At 53.5% G+C, this 17,308-nt stretch carries 21 protein-coding genes and 2 pseudogenes; 20 read left to right on the top strand and 3 right to left on the bottom strand.

Going from position 1 to position 17,308, the window contains the following annotated elements; translation table 11 throughout:
* Window positions 1-21 precede the first annotated feature (21 nt).
* A complete protein-coding gene (locus D7X94_RS09650) occupies window positions 22-1,017 on the bottom strand; it encodes a CAP domain-containing protein (RefSeq protein WP_243111246.1) in 996 nt (331 codons plus the stop codon).
* Between the two features lie 12 nt (window positions 1,018-1,029).
* Window positions 1,030-1,146 (bottom strand): annotated as a pseudogene (locus D7X94_RS19855) (S-layer homology domain-containing protein); the annotation flags it as partial.
* Between the two features lie 281 nt (window positions 1,147-1,427).
* On the opposite strand from D7X94_RS19855, the gene D7X94_RS09655 reads away from it, so the two are divergent.
* From D7X94_RS09655 to D7X94_RS09730, 15 genes and pseudogenes are all read left to right on the top strand, one after another.
* On the top strand, window positions 1,428-2,786 hold the full coding sequence (locus tag D7X94_RS09655) for a ParB N-terminal domain-containing protein (protein ID WP_120427510.1): 1,359 nt from the start codon (window positions 1,428-1,430) through the stop codon (window positions 2,784-2,786).
* A gap of 19 nt (window positions 2,787-2,805) precedes the next feature.
* Window positions 2,806-3,555: pseudogene (locus tag D7X94_RS19145) on the top strand (hypothetical protein).
* Between the two features lie 9 nt (window positions 3,556-3,564).
* Complete coding sequence (locus tag D7X94_RS09665) at window positions 3,565-3,969, top strand: DUF3846 domain-containing protein (RefSeq protein WP_120427512.1); 405 nt, start codon at window positions 3,565-3,567, stop codon at window positions 3,967-3,969.
* A gap of 2 nt (window positions 3,970-3,971) precedes the next feature.
* Entirely contained in the window at window positions 3,972-4,544 is a 573-nt protein-coding gene (locus D7X94_RS09670) for an ArdC family protein (RefSeq protein ID WP_120427513.1), read from the top strand.
* The gene (locus D7X94_RS09675) at window positions 4,537-4,830 is read left to right on the top strand and encodes a hypothetical protein (RefSeq protein ID WP_120427514.1); all 294 of its coding nucleotides are present in this window, start codon (window positions 4,537-4,539) and stop codon (window positions 4,828-4,830) included. Before D7X94_RS09670 ends, D7X94_RS09675 begins: the two co-directional genes overlap by 8 nt.
* Before the next feature lie 12 nt (window positions 4,831-4,842).
* Complete coding sequence (locus D7X94_RS09680; RefSeq protein ID WP_120427515.1) at window positions 4,843-5,199, top strand: LPD28 domain-containing protein; 357 nt, start codon at window positions 4,843-4,845, stop codon at window positions 5,197-5,199.
* A 38-nt stretch (window positions 5,200-5,237) separates the two neighbouring features.
* On the top strand, window positions 5,238-5,702 hold the full coding sequence (locus D7X94_RS18445; protein ID WP_279221772.1) for a hypothetical protein: 465 nt from the start codon (window positions 5,238-5,240) through the stop codon (window positions 5,700-5,702).
* Window positions 5,703-6,046: 344 nt separating this feature from the next.
* Window positions 6,047-6,814 carry a hypothetical protein gene (locus D7X94_RS09690; RefSeq protein ID WP_147401700.1) on the top strand — a complete coding sequence of 256 codons (768 nt, stop codon included), beginning with the start codon at window positions 6,047-6,049 and terminating at the stop codon, window positions 6,812-6,814.
* A 111-nt stretch (window positions 6,815-6,925) separates the two neighbouring features.
* A complete protein-coding gene (locus tag D7X94_RS09695; protein WP_442857901.1) occupies window positions 6,926-7,168 on the top strand; it encodes a MobC family plasmid mobilization relaxosome protein in 243 nt (80 codons plus the stop codon).
* A 1-nt stretch (window position 7,169) separates the two neighbouring features.
* On the top strand, window positions 7,170-8,495 hold the full coding sequence (locus D7X94_RS09700) for a relaxase/mobilization nuclease domain-containing protein (protein WP_120427519.1): 1,326 nt from the start codon (window positions 7,170-7,172) through the stop codon (window positions 8,493-8,495).
* Complete coding sequence (locus D7X94_RS09705) at window positions 8,486-8,974, top strand: DUF3801 domain-containing protein (RefSeq protein WP_120427520.1); 489 nt, start codon at window positions 8,486-8,488, stop codon at window positions 8,972-8,974. Before D7X94_RS09700 ends, D7X94_RS09705 begins: the two co-directional genes overlap by 10 nt.
* A gap of 190 nt (window positions 8,975-9,164) precedes the next feature.
* Window positions 9,165-9,953, top strand: a complete 789-nt coding sequence (locus D7X94_RS09710; RefSeq protein ID WP_147401701.1) for a hypothetical protein — start codon at window positions 9,165-9,167, stop codon at window positions 9,951-9,953.
* A 229-nt stretch (window positions 9,954-10,182) separates the two neighbouring features.
* The gene (locus tag D7X94_RS09720; RefSeq protein WP_243111247.1) at window positions 10,183-11,709 is read left to right on the top strand and encodes a VirD4-like conjugal transfer protein, CD1115 family; all 1,527 of its coding nucleotides are present in this window, start codon (window positions 10,183-10,185) and stop codon (window positions 11,707-11,709) included.
* Between the two features lie 111 nt (window positions 11,710-11,820).
* A complete protein-coding gene (locus D7X94_RS09725) occupies window positions 11,821-12,180 on the top strand; it encodes a TnpV protein (RefSeq protein WP_120427523.1) in 360 nt (119 codons plus the stop codon).
* 12 nt (window positions 12,181-12,192) lie between these two features.
* Entirely contained in the window at window positions 12,193-12,486 is a 294-nt protein-coding gene (locus D7X94_RS09730; protein ID WP_120390060.1) for a hypothetical protein, read from the top strand.
* Between the two features lie 43 nt (window positions 12,487-12,529).
* On the opposite strand, the gene D7X94_RS09735 is transcribed toward D7X94_RS09730, so the two are convergent.
* The gene (locus D7X94_RS09735) at window positions 12,530-12,889 is read right to left on the bottom strand and encodes a helix-turn-helix transcriptional regulator (RefSeq protein WP_120427536.1); all 360 of its coding nucleotides are present in this window, start codon (window positions 12,887-12,889) and stop codon (window positions 12,530-12,532) included.
* 177 nt (window positions 12,890-13,066) lie between these two features.
* Between D7X94_RS09735 and D7X94_RS09740 the strand changes: the two genes are divergently transcribed.
* The 5 genes from D7X94_RS09740 to D7X94_RS09760 all read left to right on the top strand — a co-directional run bounded on the left by D7X94_RS09740 (window position 13,067) and on the right by D7X94_RS09760 (window position 17,232).
* Window positions 13,067-13,732: a response regulator transcription factor gene (locus D7X94_RS09740; RefSeq protein ID WP_120427524.1), complete on the top strand. Its 666-nt coding sequence runs from the start codon at window positions 13,067-13,069 to the stop codon at window positions 13,730-13,732.
* Window positions 13,729-14,826, top strand: coding sequence for a sensor histidine kinase (locus D7X94_RS09745; RefSeq protein ID WP_120427525.1), 1,098 nt, complete (start codon window positions 13,729-13,731; stop codon window positions 14,824-14,826). Before D7X94_RS09740 ends, D7X94_RS09745 begins: the two co-directional genes overlap by 4 nt.
* 135 nt (window positions 14,827-14,961) lie before the next feature.
* On the top strand, window positions 14,962-16,398 hold the full coding sequence (locus tag D7X94_RS09750; RefSeq protein WP_120427526.1) for an ABC transporter permease: 1,437 nt from the start codon (window positions 14,962-14,964) through the stop codon (window positions 16,396-16,398).
* A 13-nt stretch (window positions 16,399-16,411) separates the two neighbouring features.
* Complete coding sequence (locus D7X94_RS09755) at window positions 16,412-17,047, top strand: ABC transporter ATP-binding protein (RefSeq protein ID WP_120427527.1); 636 nt, start codon at window positions 16,412-16,414, stop codon at window positions 17,045-17,047.
* On the top strand, window positions 17,047-17,232 hold the full coding sequence (locus D7X94_RS09760; protein ID WP_120427528.1) for a hypothetical protein: 186 nt from the start codon (window positions 17,047-17,049) through the stop codon (window positions 17,230-17,232). Before D7X94_RS09755 ends, D7X94_RS09760 begins: the two co-directional genes overlap by 1 nt.
* Window positions 17,233-17,308 lie beyond the last annotated feature (76 nt).

Raw genomic sequence — 17,308 nt, forward strand, 5'->3', positions numbered from 1 at the left:
CCCCCAAAGGGGCTTTCTCAATTACGACCGGGGCCAGCCGTAAGTGTTGTACACGTCATAATCAAAGAAGTAAAGGGGGTGTTTACTGAACAAATGGGCGGCATACACGTTATTCCCCACAATGTAACATGATACTGCCGCCACATCCATTTCGTTATGCAGCATATTCCGGCGGTGGCCGATGGAGTTGTACCAGGAGTCCACGACCCTTTCTGCCATCTTCTCCGTATTATTGCGGTAATAGGCAGGATATCCAATGCTCTTATAGACATTCTCCACGTTCAAGCCTTCGCCTACTGTCAGGCAAACGCTGCCATCGGGCCGGATATGCTCAAAACGGACTTCGCTTTCTTTGGCACGGACGTCCGCCCAATCTCTTACAAGGGGGTGAAATTGCAGCTCATTTAGTCCGCTCTTTTTCCGAAGCTCGTTGATTTGCCGAGTGACTTCGTTTGCCAAATCATAATCGAAATAGCCGCCGTTAGAATCCACACCTGACCTGCCGGTCGGAACCTCATAGACCGGGTGGTAATTATGCCAGGGAGGAATCGAGGGTACTGGAGTGGGCGATGGCGCAGGAGCAGAGGCCGCATAACTCTTTAGCTTACTGAAATTGAGGAAGATCTGTGCTACCTGTGCCCGGGTGGCTTGGCCCTGGAGCTCCAGCCTTTTCTGCCCGGTGCCATTCAAGATACCATAGCGGACAGCCCATTGCATACCCATTTTCGCGCCGGGAGAAACCCTGTCACAGTCTGTAAAGGTGAGGTAGTCCGACTGTCGTTCTACCAGAGGATAGCCGAATTTCTGGAAATAGCGGTAGAAAAAATCCGCCATATCTTCCCGTAAGATGGGGATATCGGGATAGAAGAAGCTGCCGGTTGCGATACCGTTATCCCTGGCCCACACCGCATAGGGATAGAAATAATCTCCCTGGTAAACGTCGTTGAAGTTGTCATAATCGAACCGTCCGTAATTTGTCCCCACCCCATGCAGGCGGCCCAAAACCGTAATGAACATTCCCCTCGTCATGGGTGTGTTGGGGCTAAACGTGGTGGCCGACGTGCCGCAGAACAGTTCGTTTGATACGGCATACTGCACGGCACCGAAGTACCATGCGCCGGGCTTTACGTCCGTAAAATCAGAAATGCTCTTTGCCTGGGCAGGGGGCGTCTAAAGGGAGGCGATAAGAAGAACCAGGGCGAGTACAAAGGAAAAACGCTTTTTCATGGCAGTGCTCCTTTCAAGATTTTTGTTTATTTCTTACAATATAATTGTGCCGCGCCTGGAATCAAAATGCAAATTTCCTAAAAATCTCCACGAAAACATGGTATAGAGTTTGGAAATGTGTCCCAGCTTGGGACACATTTCTGGCTTTATCCGTAAAAGAATCTGTCCCAAGTTGGGACACAAAAAGAAGGAGGAATTTAATGCCCGATACCAAGAAGAAAGACATATCCCCAGTCGAAAAAAGGCCAGGGCAGATAAAGTTGGACGATGGGGCGCTGAAAGCTGCTGACGCCAAGGCTGCTCCTGCTGCTGGCGATAAAAAACCTGATACTCCGGCTAAGCCTACTGACGCCAAGCCCGCCCCTGCCGCTGGCGACAAGAAGCCTGATACCCCGGCTAAGCCTACTGACGCCAAGCCCGCCCCTGCCGCTGGCGACAAGAAGCCTGATACCCCGGCTAAGCCCGTCGACACCAAGACCGCTCATGCTGATAGTGATAAAAATTTTGATACTCCAGCTAAGCCTACCGACACCAAGGCCGCCCCTGCTGCTGGTGATAAGAAACCTGACACCCCGGCTAAGTCTGCTGATACCAAAGTCACCCCAGCTACCGGCGATAAGAGGCCTGATACCCCGGTTAAGTCTGCTGACGCCAAGCCCACCCCTGCCGCCGGCGAAAAAAAGCCTGATACTCCGGTAAAGGCCAGTGATACCAAAGCTGCCCCCGCATCTGGCCCCGCGAAAGATACCGCTGTGGAACCGCCCAAAGGTATCAAAGTGACACAGATTTTCGCGGACAAACTGGACAAGCCCGATGAAACCGCACTGAAAAGCCTGCCTGTGCCCCAGGAGGGCGAGGGCTTTTCCATGCGCCTGCACCCCGGTTACTTCTTTGAGTTTTTAGACCACCCCTTTTCCATTAACCGGGAAGTCCAGGATTATAAGGATTTGTATGAGTCCATCAAAGAAAACGGCATCAACGAACCGGTCAAGGCCCGGCCCCGTGAGGGCGGCGGCCTGGAGCTGCTTTCCGGCCATCGGCGGCACGATATTGCCAAACAGTTGAACTACCCCGTGCCAGTCGTCATTGTCCGGGAGGATGACGATACCGCCCGCATCGAGGTGGTGGACGGCAACCTGCACCGCCAAGATATCCCCACCTCTGAGCTGGCCCGTGCCGCCAAAATGAAACTGGACGCCCTGACCCGCAAGGCCGGGCGGCGTTCCAAGATGGAGCAGCTTTCCGGGCCGCAAAAGCGCTCCGACCAGCAGGTGGCCGAGGACTTGGGCATGGGCCGCAACCAGGTTCAGCGTTTGGTGCGCATAGAATCCCTGGTGCCAGACCTGAAACAGCAGGTGGACAAAAAAGAAATGCCCTTCAATACGGCGGTGGAGCTGTCTTACCTCAAGCCCGAGGAGCAGGAAAAGGTGGTGGATTTTATCAAGAAAGAGGGCGTTGTCCCCACCATGGCCCAGGCCACGGAGATGAAAAAGACCAGCCAGGAGGCTGCGAAAGCTGCTCCTGCGCCGGCGAAAGCGCCATCTACAGCCTGGGAGTGAGCTTAAATATAGCTCCACCATCTATTTCAACGATACTGCCGGTTTTTTATGGCCTTTTGCGGAGGAATCTTTGGAAACACTTACGGCCTGGATGGAGAAAAGCGTTTCCGCTGAAAAATCCCTATATGCTGAATTACAGTCAATGGTGGGAAAATGGCAGGAGCAGGCCGCTACCACGCTCCTTTTGAAAAAGGCAGTGGAATATCTGAAAATGCCCCAGGTTGAGCATACCGGCAATGTATGACAGAAATCCGCTGACGGATATGCGGACGAGATCAGCAACATGGTATATAGAATGTATATCCATGTGTACGAGGACACGAAATACGACCGTGCGCTGAAAAAATCTGTGCCAGTGGCGTGGTATGTGAGCTGGCGGGTTTCCTTGAATGTATTGCCGGGTCAGAGTGGAAAAACCATCGCCCAGCAGGATAAAAAACGCTTTACCGACAAGGCTGCCGCCGGGAAATATTTGGAGGGAAGAAAAGCCTTTTACGAGCAGCTTTTTTACAAAATCTCCCCGCCCATTCCCCAGGAGTACGCCAAATATTTTATGGTGAACGGCTTGCTCCTGCCAGGGTACACGGTGGAGGGACAAGAGCCGCCCGCCGTGGAAAGGAGCACCGGGGAAGTGCTGAAAGAGTTGGGCGGCGCTTTTGCGCCAAAGCAGGAACGCACTGGGTTTTCACTGGACGGGGAGCTGTCGCCCCGTCCCCGGAAAGATAAGGCAGAGCAAAAGAAAATCACAAAACAGAGGATGGAAAGGTAGGTAAGATGATTGAAAACATTAGTTGTAGAACCGGGCTTTGCCCCCTATGAAAAGGAGCTGAACAGCCTGCGAGAAATGCAGGCCACGGTGGGCGGCACGATTCAGGCCATCTATCCCTTTGAGGAACAGGTGGACGTGGTGTGCAATGACGACGCGATCTCCCTGCACATGCCCTTTAACCGCAGTATGGAGGGCGGATATGGCGGGGTGTTCGGCACTTTTTTCATGGTGGGCCTGGGTGAAGAAGATTTTATATCCTTGACCCCGGAACAGGTGGAACGGTATAAGGAGAAGTTTCACCAAGCGGAAATACTGCTGGGCGTCGATGGCAATGAGCTTATCACCATGCGTGTTGAACCCAAGAAAAAATCCGCAGACCCGCCCTATCGTGGCTCTAAACCCCCAGAGAGATAGCCATGCCGGACACCACCCACGACCGCGTAAAAGAACTGACCCGCCAGCTTGAAACCGGCATACAAGACCTTTTCGCCAGCGGGCGCTATGGGGAGTACCTTTCCATGCTGTCAAAATTCCACAAGTATAGTTATGGAAATGTCATGCTTATCATGATGCAATGCCCCCACGCGTCCATGGTGGCGGGGTTCCAGACCTGGAAAAAGGAATTTGACCGAAATGTGAAAAAAGGGGAGCGGGGCATCCGCGTCCAGGCCCCCTGCCCCGTTCGGCGTAAGCTGGATTCTGGTGAAGAAAAGGAAGATACAGTTATCCCCTATTTCAAGGCCGTGACCGTGTTCGACATCAGCCAGACAGAGGGGAAAGAACTGCCCGCACAGATTATCACGGAACTGGGCGGGAGCGTGGAAGATTATGACAATCTTTTCAATCGTCTGGTGGAATACTCCGGCCTGCCTGTCACCTTTGAGCCCTTACCGGAAGGTTATAAAGGCAGCTTTTACCGGGGAGAACAGCGCATTGCCCTGGCCCTCGGCATGAGCCAAGAACCAGACCATCAAGACCCTGGTGCATGAAATTGCCCACTCAAAACTGCACAATGACGGCGAAAAACGCAACCGCAGCCAGAAAGAGGTGGAGGCCGAAAGCGTGGCCTATGTGGTGTGTAATCACCTGGGAATTGATACGTCGGATTATTCTTTCGGCTATGTGGCTGGGTGGAGCAAGGACAAGGCCCTACCGGAGCTGAAAGCGTCTTTGGACGTGATACGCTCCACCGCCGCCGGGATAATCGACGCCATATCCCCACAAAGAGAAATCACGTTGCCCGAAAAGAAAGCACAAAAAATCTATACAAGATAAGGAGAACTCAAAATGACCATGATAAACGCCGCTCTGACCCCTATGCAAGAAGTGGAAATTTTCGGATACCCAGCCCTGTTCACGCCGAACCGTGTGAGCCGGGACACGGTACATATGCTGTTCTGCTATGAGATGCAGGTTGCCGCAAAAGGTCGCCCCTTCGCCCTGGTGGAGCGTGCAAAGGAGAAAAACTTCTTTGGCACGGTGCTGACGCCTGTCCCTGTTGAGATAGAGAAGGGCAGAAAACCGGTCAGGCCGGGTGATTTCGTTTCCGACCCGCTTGCAGCCAGCTACACCCCGGCTATCTTTGAGCAGAAATATATGGCCCCGGCTTTTGGCTCGGCGGAGAGGTTTGGGAAGGAGGGATAGATATAGAAAAGGTAGACAGTGATATTGTCCACTCTGAAATAACGGAACTTCCCCCGCAGGAGAGCTACAAATACTACTCCACCCAGCGCCCTATTGGGCCCGGCACGTGCCCGTCAGAGCCCTTCAATAAACCTGTGCATATAGAGTTCTATGAGGATAGGGAACCGGTGCAGGGCGAAACCTTCCGAGCCTGGGGAGAAATCATTTATTCCCAGCCCTTGACCGAAGAAGAAATACGGCAGTACGAGCTCAAGCCATCCCGGCACAACAAAGATATGCGGGAATGGATGGAGCGGCAGACACAGGCCGTGGGAAAGTGGGAAAAGGCAAAGCGCGTACCAGAATCCAAACGGTTCACATGGTATTATAGTGATTTTGGGTGTTATGCGCTTAAAGAATTTGTGATGCCGGAGCAGCTTTCTGAACGTGCCCGTATCGTGGAACGGCAAGAGGCCGCCCGCTCTCAAAAGGCACAGAAAAAGAAACGCGGCCTGGATAGGTAGCTGGATAGAACGCAGACACTGTCCCCGCCAACACCATAGGTGTTGGCGTCCCAGCAAGTACGGGATTTTGACAGCAAAATCCCACTTGTTAGGGGGAGCGTCCCCTAATACCCCATTTTCTGACAGCGCCCAGAGAGGCGCAATGTGTCCCAACTTGGGACACATTAGCAATCTTAAAAAATGAATGGAGTTGATGTGTTATCGAAAAGGAAACTACTATAAAAGAAATAACAGGCAGCCTGCGACAAGACATGAAGGAGCTTGTTTCTGCCTTTCTCCGCAAAGGGCTGTGCACAGTACGCGCCATAGCGGAAAGGTGGAAGGAACTCGGCGCAGGAACAGATATGGCACCGCCCTCGGCCGCAAAAGGCAAAAAGGCTGCCCGGCTTTTGGAAACGTCGGGGCCTGTCGTGACCATCCTGGAGGGGCAATTGGGTAATTACCAGCAGGGGCAGAAATTATCACTGCTGGAGGCCAATGAGCTTGTCTGCCAGCAGGCCCAGCAATACCAGCTTTCCGGGAAAGAGCCTCCTGCCCTGCGGGTACGGCTTGACTATATGGCTGAGGGCCGTATGGACAGTTACATCCTCCCGATAAAGCTGGATGAAAAGGGCGACCTACTGGATCATATGCAGGCATGGGTAGACCGCTACCGCACAGATCCCAAGCTGGTGACACAGCTATTCGACCATGCCCCGGCCCAGCATCAGGAAAGGCTGCGGGAACTGCTGACCCCGCTTTTGCGGGACAGCCTGAACAACCTATCCACAAAAGTGGTACAGCATTTCCGCCGCCACTGCGAGATAAGCGCCCTGGAACAGCATTTGCAAGGGCAGGCACAGGCCATGCCCAAGCGGGCCCAGCAGGCTTTCTACAAGACCACCAGGGAGTCCATCGCGGCCTTGCGTCAGGCGGCAAACACAGAGCCCCTTTTGTTTTCTGGCAAGTCCCCACAGGAAAACAGCTCCATGGAACAACAGCAGGCGGCATCGGGAAGGGAACTCCGGGCACAACCGTCCCGGCAGTCAGTTCGGGTGCAGCTTCGTCAAAACCAGGCAAAACAGGCGGCAAGGGCTGTGCCCCACAAAGCGCACACGGTGCCCCAGCGGTAATATGTCCCAAGTTGGGACACACTATAGCACATTTCACCCCGAAAAGTAAGGAGGACTATGCGAGAAAACGTAAAACGCCTGACCGCTCAGGAGTATTCCCACCTATAGCGGCTGGCCCAGGTATCGGGCATGGAGATGGAGCCGCTTATTCGGCAGCTCATTTTGGGCGTGGATCTGCGCCCACGGCCCCCGGGCGAATATGCTGCCCTTTTGCGGGAGTTATCTGTAATCGGAAATAATGTGAATCAAATTGCATACTGGGCCAACTCCTGCCGTTGCATTTCAGAGGGGGATATCCAGGAGGCCGTCGCCCTGGTGAAACAGGCGTGGCGGCTGGTAAGGGAGGCGCTGTAGGTTGGCATACGATAAAATCATTGCCGTGCGGAGCAGGCTCGACCACTGCGTAGATTATGTGCTGAACCGGGAGAAAACCGACCTTGCCGCCGTGCTGGGCTACATAGGCAATAAGGACAAGAACATTTCAGAGGGCACCGTGCTGGAAACCGCGCTGAACTGCTCCCTGGAAACCGCCCATCAGGACATGATGGCAATAAAACAGCGCTGGGGCAAACCGGGCGGCGTCTTAGGCTACCACATTATCCACAGCTTCGCCCCCGGCGAGGTAACGCCCCGGCAGGCCCATACGCTGGGTGTGGAATTTGCCCGGCGGGTGCTGGGTGAAAAATATGAAGTCGTGGTGTCCACCCACTTAGACCATGCGCACCTGCATTGCCACATCCTTTTTAACTCCGTGTCCTTTGTGGACGGCCGCAAATACCAGAATACCTTTAAGGACTACTTTGGAGATATCCGGGGTACGTCCAACAGGGTAAGTCGGGAAAACGGCCTTTCCACTATCGAACCCACGGGCCGGGGCAGACAGTACGCCGAATGGAAAGCAGAAAATTCCGGCAAGCCCACCATCCGGGGGCAGGTTCGGCAGGATATTGACTTTGCTCTGGCCCATTCCTTTACCTATAAGTCTTTTTGGGCTGAACTGGCCCGGATGGGCTATGAGGTCAAGCGCGGCCCCAACGTGAAACATACGGCCATCAAGCCCCCCGGCGGCAAACGGTTTATCCGCCTGGAGGGGCTGGGAACGGAGTACACAGAAGAATCCCTGCAAAAGAGACTTACCCATGGGCGCACTGAGGGGAACAGTATGCAATCTAGCCCCTTGCCGAAATTCCACAGAAAATGTCGGATAAAACGGCTGGGCAGGCCCCACCCCCGCCTGCATGGGTTCCGGGCGCTGTATTTCCGCTATATCTATCTTCTCCGTGGTATGCGCCCCAGCAGAAAATCCCGGCTCTATAGCGTGAAAAAGGAGGTGACGAAGCTAAACCGCTATGTCCGGCAATTCCAGCTTTTGCGGGAGAACCGCATTGACACAGAGGAACAGCTTGTGGAGCATATGGATTCGCTGGACAGTCAAATCACTGGGCTTGTTTCCCGCTGCAAGGAACTATACCGGCAAAAGCGCCGGGGCGGGGACGTGGAACTGGATATCCATAATATCAATCAGTTGCGCCCCCTGCGGCGAGATCTGCGCCTATGCAGGCAAATTCAAGAAGATCTACCGGTAATCCGGGAGCAGCTTCCCCTTTGTGTGGACAAGCCCCCGGAGAAAAAACAGGAAAAAATCAAACAGAGAAAGCGAGGTCATGAACTATGGATGTAGGCGGTGTAGCCGCCGATGTAGTGGTAAAAGAGGGCGTGGAGCTGACCGGCGAAGCCCTGAAGCTGGCTGGCGAAGGGCTGAAAAATGTGGCAGCCCTGCTGCTGGCTATCAAGCATGAGCACTACAAGCTGGTAGGTAAGACCAACGCCAAGACCCTGGCGAAAGACCCGTCCCCAGCGGTGGTGGCCCCCTTGAAAATTGAGGATAAGGGGAAGTTTCAAAAGCTGGCCCGTTCCTTTGGCCTGCTCTATTTTATCCCCCGTAAGAAAGGGGATATCAGTCCCGTACTGAATGTGGTGTCCAATGAAGCCAACGCCGCCAAGCTTAACGCCGTTTTCCAGGCCATGGGCTACCCCCTCCCCGCCAGGGAAAAGCCAGGAGGAGCCCTCAAAAAAAGCCATCCCCTGCGCTCCACAAGAGCGATCCTTGCCCGGGCGCGGGAATGGCTCGAAACAGACGATGGAGAGATCGACGGATAAGCCGTCCGTGAAAAACCGGCTGGAAGCCCTGCGCGCCGCCAGCGAGGGTATGAAGTCTGGCCCAGTGAAAGCAAAAGAACATATTCGTTAGGAGGTTATATTTTTCGCAAATTTAGCAGACATTGTTGCACGAAAGACACAAAATGACCAGGAATGGAAGGCACAGAGGGAGTCCGAGCGGGAGAATCTGGTGGCTATGCAGGACGCCGGTATCATGGAGATCGCCAGCAACCCCGACGCCTATGCTCGCTACCTTCAGACCCAGGGGGACAACCCCATGTACAGTGTGGGCAACGTGGCCCTGGCTATGGCCCAGGACGCGGAAGTGACCCAGTTTGGCACCAAAGAGCGCTGGCAGACCATGGGCCGTTCTGTCCTGGAGAGCGAAAAGGGGCGCGGGGTGCAGATATTCGCCCGCTCCAGCTTTGGCAAGGGGTACACCATTGCCGGGGCTTACGATATCCGCCAGACCCAGGGCCGGGAGCCAAAACAGGTGCGGCTTGCCGAGGGCAGCAAGGAGATGGAAAGCGCCCTGGGCACGCTGCTGAACTATTCAGCAGTCCCCGCCGAGGTAGAGCAGGGCTTGGACGTCCCGGCCTACTATGACAGCCAGGAAATGAAGCTGTTCATAGGCCCGGAGTTTTCCGATACGGAATCCTTTGCGGCCATTGCTACAGAGGTTGCCCATTCCCGGTTCCACAACAAAGGCCGCAACCAATATTACAGACGGGAGGAGTGCCACTTGGACGCAGAAAGCGTGTCCTGCATCCTCTGCCGCAGGTTTGGGGTAGAGCGGGATATGCCTGAGCTGTCCGACTTGCGGGAACTGTATAACGGCTGGGGCACTGAGGACATCCGACAGGCTTTAGACTGCGTGCAGGACATGAGCAAGCAGATCGGCGGCTCTATCCAGCGGGGTATTACACCCCAGCAGCACACCAGAGGCAGCCGTCAGCCCAATCGGCGGCCCGCCCGGTAATCAATAGCTTCTTCTGAATTTTCCCCCATGGGGAGGGTATCCCACCGGCCAGCCCCCGTCAAGGCCGGATTTTTGTGTGCCACAAAAATCCGCGAGCCGGCCTTCGCCGGGCCTTGACCGGGTCTGCCCGCCGGGATCTCGGTAGTCATGGGGAAAATCCAGGACCGTGTGCGGGAGCACCCGGCTTTCATTTTCAGTTTAATCTGTCCCAACTTGGGACGCATTGGAGGTGGCAGGAATCAAAAAATCCTTTCGTGACGCCGCGCCTGTCTGGGCGGCGTTCTCCCTTGTGGTGGTATGGCTGGGCGCGCTCGCCGCCGGGGCCTATACAGCCGGGATGAACTTTATTGACTTTATGGGCGCTTTCTCAAAAGCCATGGAGTCCCCTTTTTCCTTGAGGTGGGAGGCCCAAACCATACCTTTCATCTTGGGCGCGTTGGCAGTTTACGCCTGCGCCATTTTTATGTACTACTCCACCCAGCAGAACAAGCGCCCCGGCGAGGAACACGGCAGCGCCCGCTGGGGCAGCGTCCGGGAGCTCAACCGAAAATACAAGGACAAAGACCCGGAGAAAAATGTTATCCTGACCCAGCGCCTGCAAATGGGCCTGGACAGCCGCAAACACCGCCGTAACCTATTACAGATAATCGTGGGCGGTTCCGGCAGCGGCAAGACCCGGTTTGTGGTGAAGCCCAACCTTTACCTTGCCAATACCAGCTACATTGTCACAGACCCGAAATCTGAGGTGCTGCGTTCCGTGGGTGCCCTGCTGCTCCAAAAAGGCTACACTCTGCGTGTCCTCGACCTCATAGACCCGGAGCACTCGGATTGTTATAATCCCTTTCATTATATACGCAAGGATTCTGACGTGTTCCGCCTTATCGATAATTTCATCAAGAATACCACCCCGAAAAAAGCGGCTAATTCAGACCCGTTCTGGGAGAAATCCGAAACTGCCCTGGACAGCGCGCTCATGCTCTACCTGCTCCATGAGGCCCCGCCCGAGGAGCAGAACATGGAGATGATTTTGACCATGATAGAGTACGGCAGCGCCAAGGAGGACGATGATGATTTTCAATCCCCGCTTGACTTACTTTTCGAGGCCCTGGAGGAAGAACAGCCGGAGCATATCGCGGTGCGGCAGTACAAGATTTTTAAGCAAGCCGCCGGCAAGACCGCCAAGTCTATTTTGGTAAGCGCGGCGGTTCGTCTCTCCGCCTTTACTCTCCCGGAGATACAGCGCATCACCAGCCGGGACGATATGGAACTGGACAAGCTGGGCAGCCGAAAACAGGCGGTTTTCTGCGTTATCCCGGACAGCAACGACGCCTCCCTCAACTTCCTGGTGGGTATGCTCTATACCCAGGCTTTCCAGGAGTTGTACTATCAGGCCGACCGAAACTATGGTGGTTCTTTGCCCATTCCTGTTCGATTGATGTTCGATGAATTTGCGAACGTCGCCCTCCCGGACAGCTATGCCCGCTTGCAGGCTACCATGAGAAGCCGCAACATTATGGCTACCATTATCCTGCAAAATATCTCCCAGCTAAAGGGGCTTTTTAAGGACGATTGGGAGGGGATAATCGGCAACGCCGACGCTTTTTGCTACCTCGGCGGCAACGAGAAAAGCACCCACAAATATATCTCCGAACTGCTGGGCAAGGAGACCATCAGCACGTCCACCCACAGCCAGAGCAAGGGCAAAAACGGCTCCTTCAGCAAGAATTTTCAGCAGTCCAGCCGGGATGTGCCATAATACCTTGTGACGAGTTCAGTTGCCCAATAAAATTCACGAACAGGGACACGATCAACTGAACTTTTCGTGGAAAGAATAGGACAATGGGACTTGAACACAAGGAGGTTCATTATGGCAGAATTAACCTATACGAGAGTAGGCGACTACTATATCCCCGATCTGATACTTGACGAAGAACCGGGGCAGGATGTATTCTATGGCAAGTACGGCGATCTTCGGCGCGACTACCTCCGGGAGCATAAGCCAAAGCTGTGGATGGTGCTGGTGAACAGCGGCAAGCTGGCTGACCACCTGAAAAGCGTCGAGCGGATGGCGGAGCATCGCATGGACACGCTCCTGCCGCAGTTGATGAAAGCCGCTGGCGTGACCGAGGAATTGAAAGCCCGCGACCAAATGGCGTGGGTAGGGCTGGTCAACAACTGTCGGGCGCGGGCCGATGAGATCATCCTGACCGATCTGGTCTATGTCTGAGGGGGCGGTCTGATGCTGACGTTTGAGAAAGTCTTTTCAGTGTTTGAATCGTTCCTCGCTGAAAATGGAATATATGAGGCCGTTCAAACCTCCCATGGCCACACAATACTGGAATGGGATTCATGTTCCCAAGAGTGGATCAGCGTGAAGCTGTGTGCCACGCCGGGAGAACTGGCGGAAACACTACTGGACGATTTGACCGGCTATTTGGAATATAAGGCCACGTTAGGCCGCAGAGATCTCACCTATGAGGATATGGCCCAGGTCAGCGCCCAGCGCCAAGAGTATATTGCAAAACTCGGCTAACGCAACAGCAGCACGGGCTATCCCTCAGCGGGTGCCTGTGCTGCTATTTTCCAGATTCAATTTCTCTTGATTTTTTCAGTCCTTCCGCAGTTGCTTCTATAACTGATAACTCCCTTTCATCCAGCGAATCAAGAAGCATATCTATCCGCTGCCGGCGTTCGCTTTTTTTACTGTACCGATTGGGGAAGAAGAACCGATCTACTGAAATATCCAGCAGAGTGACAACCTGATAAAAGACGTTCAAGCTGGGATGCTGGCCCCGCGTTTCCATATACATCACGGTATGCGAAGTGCGGTCTATACGTTGGGCAAGGTATTCCTGCGTCCACCCCATACTTTCCCGTTTTCGTTTGATTTCCCGGCCAAGAGGACGAAAGTTGAATCGGATTTGTTTGTCGTACATTGTCATATCACCCTATGTCATTTTACATTGTATGGGCGGATATGAAAACAAAATGAAATTCTATGTCAGATACTATTTCATTCTATATCACTGCTGCCGAAGAATTGAAAGATAGACAACTATTTCACACACATTCCACATTCCCATGTTATACTGCCCCCCAAAGGAGGTGCGCCAATGGCAACACTACTAATTGTTGAGGACGACCGCAAGACCAACGATGCGATTTGTGAATATCTCAAGCCCACGGGCCACTCGCTCATTCCAGCCTATGATGGCAGCGAGGCCATTCAGCTTTTCCGGCAGAAGCATATTGACCTTGTTGTGCTGGATATTATGCTGCCCCATATCAGCGGCCTGTCTGTCCTGCACGAAATACGGCGGACAAGCACAACGCCTGTTCTGATGCTTACGGCCATTGAGGACGAGTATACCCAGGTTATGAGTTTTGACGAACAGGCGGATGATTACATGACAAAGCCCTTCTCCATGGTGCTGCTGGGGAAACGGATTACCGCCCTCCTGCGGCGGAGCGGGCAGGCCCCGTTACCCCAAACGATAACCTTTGGCGATGTGACCGTCGATTTCTCCGGCTACACCGCCAGCGACAGCGCCGGGAAAATCGACATCATGCCCAAGGAAATTGATCTGCTCCGGCTGTTGGTGGAGCATAAAGGGCTGGTGCTGACCCGTTCACAGATTTTGGACGAACTGTGGGGCACTGACTATCCGATCATCGACCGAACTGTGGACACCTACATCAAAAATCTGCGAAAGAAACTGCGGCTTGACTGTATCGTGACAGTCAAGGGCATCGGTTATAAATACGAGGTACAGCCATGAAGCGATTAAAACTGTTTCCGAAGATATTTCTGTATACCATGAGCATCATGCTCTTTGTCGTTGTTGTCACGCATGGGCTGATCTATCTGCTTGCCCCACAGATGCAGCTTGCATTGAGTACCCAAGATGATGTTCTTGTCAGCATCCGGCAGGAGCAGTTTGTGACCGAGGCAGTAGAAAAAGCCCTGCCTATCTCGTTAATCTGTTCCCTGCTGATTTCCGTTGTCTGTTCCCTCCTGTTTTCCAAAGCGATTGCCGACCCTATCAAGAAGATTTCTGCGTCAACCGAGCAGATGATGAAATTAGACCACGGGGCGAACTGCCCTATTCATACCAAGGACGAGATCGGTACATTGGCACAGAATGTCAACGATCTATATTCTAATCTGCTATCCACGATTGAGCATCTGGAACGGGAAAAGGATGCTGTGCGTGATATGGAGCAGGCCAAGGTTGACTTCCTGCGGGCGGCGTCCCATGAACTGAAAACACCCGTGACCGCACTGAACGCCACCCTGGAAAATATGATTTTGGGCGTGGGGAAATATCAGGATTATGCTACTTATCTCCCAGAGTGCAAAGAAATGGTGGAGCAGCTTTCCGGGATGATACATGAAATTCTGGAAACCTCCAAGCTGAATTTGACCGCCGAACCGCCAAAACAGGTTGATGTGTCTGAACTGCTGGCGGAACTGTGCGAACCCTACCAACTGATTGCGGCGGCACATCAAATTACATTCTCTCTTGACTTGCCGGAGCAGTTTTCCGCTGTGCTGCCTGTTGGCCCGTTCAGTAAAGCGGTGTCTAATATCCTCGCAAATGCTGTCGCTTATACAGAGGCCGGGAAAAATGTTTCCGTCTATATGGAGGGGCGCAGCCTTGTGGTCGAAAACGAGTGCAAGCCTATCCTTGACGATGAAATCCGCCGTCTATTTGAACCGTTCTATCGTCCAGACTTCTCACGGAGCCGTGAAAGTGGGGGCAACGGCCTGGGCCTTTATATCGTGGACACGCTCTTGACCTCTATGAACATCCCCTATTCCTTTGCGCCCATGAAGTCCCCGCCTGGGATGTGTTTTACCATTCAACTATAAATGTGGAAAACTCCCCAGCCGGGGAGTTTTTCATTTCTGCTCAAATTCCATATACGTTTCATACCCATTCCACATTGGGATGCTATTCTGCGAGTGCGTTCGGAAGAACAGCATAACGATATGGAGGTATCGACCATGAGTATTTTCAAGAGGGCGTTTTTGTACGTCACGCGAAAACGGGGGAAAACCATTCTCCTGTTCGCCATCCTGCTGATTATGGCAACCTTTGTCCTGACGGGCCTTTCCATCTGGAAAGCGTCGGAGGCCGCGCAGCTTGACTTGCGGCAGAGCTTGGGCGGAAAATTTGACGTTTTCGTGGATTGGAGCAACAGTCCCTATGTAGTGAAAGAATCCGTCAAAGATGAAGTAGATGAGGAAACCGGCAAGACATCAAGCAGCTTTCTCATGTATTCCACCGTACAATTTACCCCGGATAACATTGCCGCCATTAAAGGCGTTTCCGGCGTAAAATATTGCAGCGCACGACAGGACAATCTTTTGCCGTTTGACGGACTTTCCCTGTTCCCCGGAACAATCTCGACCGATGCGAAGTATCAGGGCTACACAAAGGTGCTGGGCGTTTGCAACACGGAGGACGACGAACTTTTCACCACTGGCACACTGACGCTGACAGAGGGGCGGCATATCTCCACTGATGATACCCATGTGGCGATCATCAGCCAGGACTTGGCGGAGCGGAACGAGCTGAAAATCGGTGACTACCTCACCGCCCACAGTTACAGCGTGGAAGATCAGGGCTTTACCGGGCAGGAAATCAAGGTGCAGATCATCGGACTGTTTTCCCCGAACGCTGTGGAGCAGTTTGGGGAAACCGTCACTACCTACGATAAAATCCAGAACCGGGTATTTGTGGATTTGCAGACCTCAAAGGAATTGGACGGCGGAGAGATCAACTACGGCTTTTCCGCTCTCCATGTCACCATAGCCGACCCGCAGGATATGGCGCGGGTGGTGGCCGATGTCAAGGCCCTGCCGGAGATCGACTGGAAAGCCTTCACTGTGGAAGTGGACAATGAAACTTACGAAAACGCCGCCGCTCCGCTGGCTACACTGAATGAATTGGTCGTAACTCTGTTGGTGGTGATTATTGTTGTCAGCGCCATCATTCTGGCCTTGATTCTGACCCTTTGGACAAAGACCCGCATCCATGAGATCGGCGTGTTCCTGTCCGTAGGTATCAGGAAATCGGCCATCATCGGGCAGTATTTGATTGAGGTGCTGCTGATTGCCGTCCTCGCCTTTGGCCTGTCCTATTTCACCAGCAACGCCATAGCGGGGCAGATTGGCAACCACCTGTTGGGGCAGAGTATGCAGACCGAGCCGGAGGACGATAACGATGTTGTTTCCGTTGCCGCCTCCGTTGAGATAGGCGCGGATAATCTCGTGCAAAAGCCCTTACCCACTGAAAACGGCATCCAGGTATCGGTTGGGCTGGATAACCTTGCCCAGCTCTACTTGATCGGATTTGCCATCATCATTGTGGCGGTCAGCGCATCGTCTATCACGGTCATGCGGCTGAAACCCCGTGAAATCTTGTCGAAAATGAGCTGAAGGAGGGACTATCATGCCTATACTGGAATTGAAAAATGTTTCTTACGCCTACGAAAAGGGCAAGGCGGTTTTGCAGAACGTCAGCGGGTCACTGGAAACCGGGAAAATGTACGCCATCCTCGGCCCGTCCGGGTCGGGCAAGACCACGCTGCTGTCCCTGCTGGGCGGGCTGGATGTGCCGACACAGGGCGGTGTCCTGTTTGACGGCGAAGATATTGCGGCAAAGGGGCTGGAACACCACCGCAGGAACCATATCTCGCTGATTTTTCAAAGCTATAATCTGATTGACTACATGACGCCCGTTGAAAATGTACGGCTTACCGCCAAGCTGGACGCCGCCCCCATTCTGGAACGGCTGGGGCTGGAGCAGGACGAGATCACCCGGAATGTGCTGAAACTGTCCGGCGGACAGCAGCAGCGGGTGGCGATTGCGCGGGCGCTGGCCTCCGATGCTCCGGTCATTCTGGCAGACGAGCCGACCGGGAACCTGGATGCCGACACCGCCGAGGAAATCACGGCGATTTTGAAAGAGAGCGCCCATGCGTTCGGAAAGTGTGTGGTAGTTGTGACGCACTCTGGCGAGGTGGCAAAACAGGCGGATGTGGTGCTGGAAATCAAACGAGGACATTTGAAAGAGAGGGAAATGTGATGAAGAAAATTACTGCTATTTTGGCGTGTATGGTGGTCTACTTCTTGCTGTTCACCGGCTGTACCAATCAGAAAGACGGCAGAGATCAGGACACAAACGTGGGGAACTCCGTGGAATTTGATGATACGGATATTGATATTGACACCGGAACAAAGCCGGGTGTCAGCGCCAGTGATAAAATGTAAAAAAACGCCGAGGAAAAAATGTAGTTTTGTGGCGGAGGTGAAGGGAAAAAGATAGACTCCCAATCAGGGCGAGAAA

The sequence above is a fragment of the Acutalibacter sp. 1XD8-33 genome, assembly GCF_003612555.1.
Taxonomy (GTDB): domain Bacteria; phylum Bacillota; class Clostridia; order Oscillospirales; family Acutalibacteraceae; genus Acutalibacter.

Coding starts and splice junctions, on each gene's coding strand:
- D7X94_RS09650 (WP_243111246.1), bottom strand. CDS start 1,017: ATGTTCATTACGGTTTTGGGCCGCCTGCATGGGGTGGGGACAAATTAC.
- D7X94_RS09655 (WP_120427510.1), top strand. CDS start 1,428: ATGCCCGATACCAAGAAGAAAGACATATCCCCAGTCGAAAAAAGGCCA.
- D7X94_RS09670 (WP_120427513.1), top strand. CDS start 3,972: ATGCCGGACACCACCCACGACCGCGTAAAAGAACTGACCCGCCAGCTT.
- D7X94_RS09680 (WP_120427515.1), top strand. CDS start 4,843: ATGACCATGATAAACGCCGCTCTGACCCCTATGCAAGAAGTGGAAATT.
- D7X94_RS09690 (WP_147401700.1), top strand. CDS start 6,047: ATGGCACCGCCCTCGGCCGCAAAAGGCAAAAAGGCTGCCCGGCTTTTG.
- D7X94_RS09705 (WP_120427520.1), top strand. CDS start 8,486: ATGGATGTAGGCGGTGTAGCCGCCGATGTAGTGGTAAAAGAGGGCGTG.
- D7X94_RS09725 (WP_120427523.1), top strand. CDS start 11,821: ATGGCAGAATTAACCTATACGAGAGTAGGCGACTACTATATCCCCGAT.
- D7X94_RS09730 (WP_120390060.1), top strand. CDS start 12,193: ATGCTGACGTTTGAGAAAGTCTTTTCAGTGTTTGAATCGTTCCTCGCT.
- D7X94_RS09735 (WP_120427536.1), bottom strand. CDS start 12,889: ATGTACGACAAACAAATCCGATTCAACTTTCGTCCTCTTGGCCGGGAA.
- D7X94_RS09740 (WP_120427524.1), top strand. CDS start 13,067: ATGGCAACACTACTAATTGTTGAGGACGACCGCAAGACCAACGATGCG.
- D7X94_RS09745 (WP_120427525.1), top strand. CDS start 13,729: ATGAAGCGATTAAAACTGTTTCCGAAGATATTTCTGTATACCATGAGC.
- D7X94_RS09750 (WP_120427526.1), top strand. CDS start 14,962: ATGAGTATTTTCAAGAGGGCGTTTTTGTACGTCACGCGAAAACGGGGG.
- D7X94_RS09755 (WP_120427527.1), top strand. CDS start 16,412: ATGCCTATACTGGAATTGAAAAATGTTTCTTACGCCTACGAAAAGGGC.
- D7X94_RS09760 (WP_120427528.1), top strand. CDS start 17,047: ATGAAGAAAATTACTGCTATTTTGGCGTGTATGGTGGTCTACTTCTTG.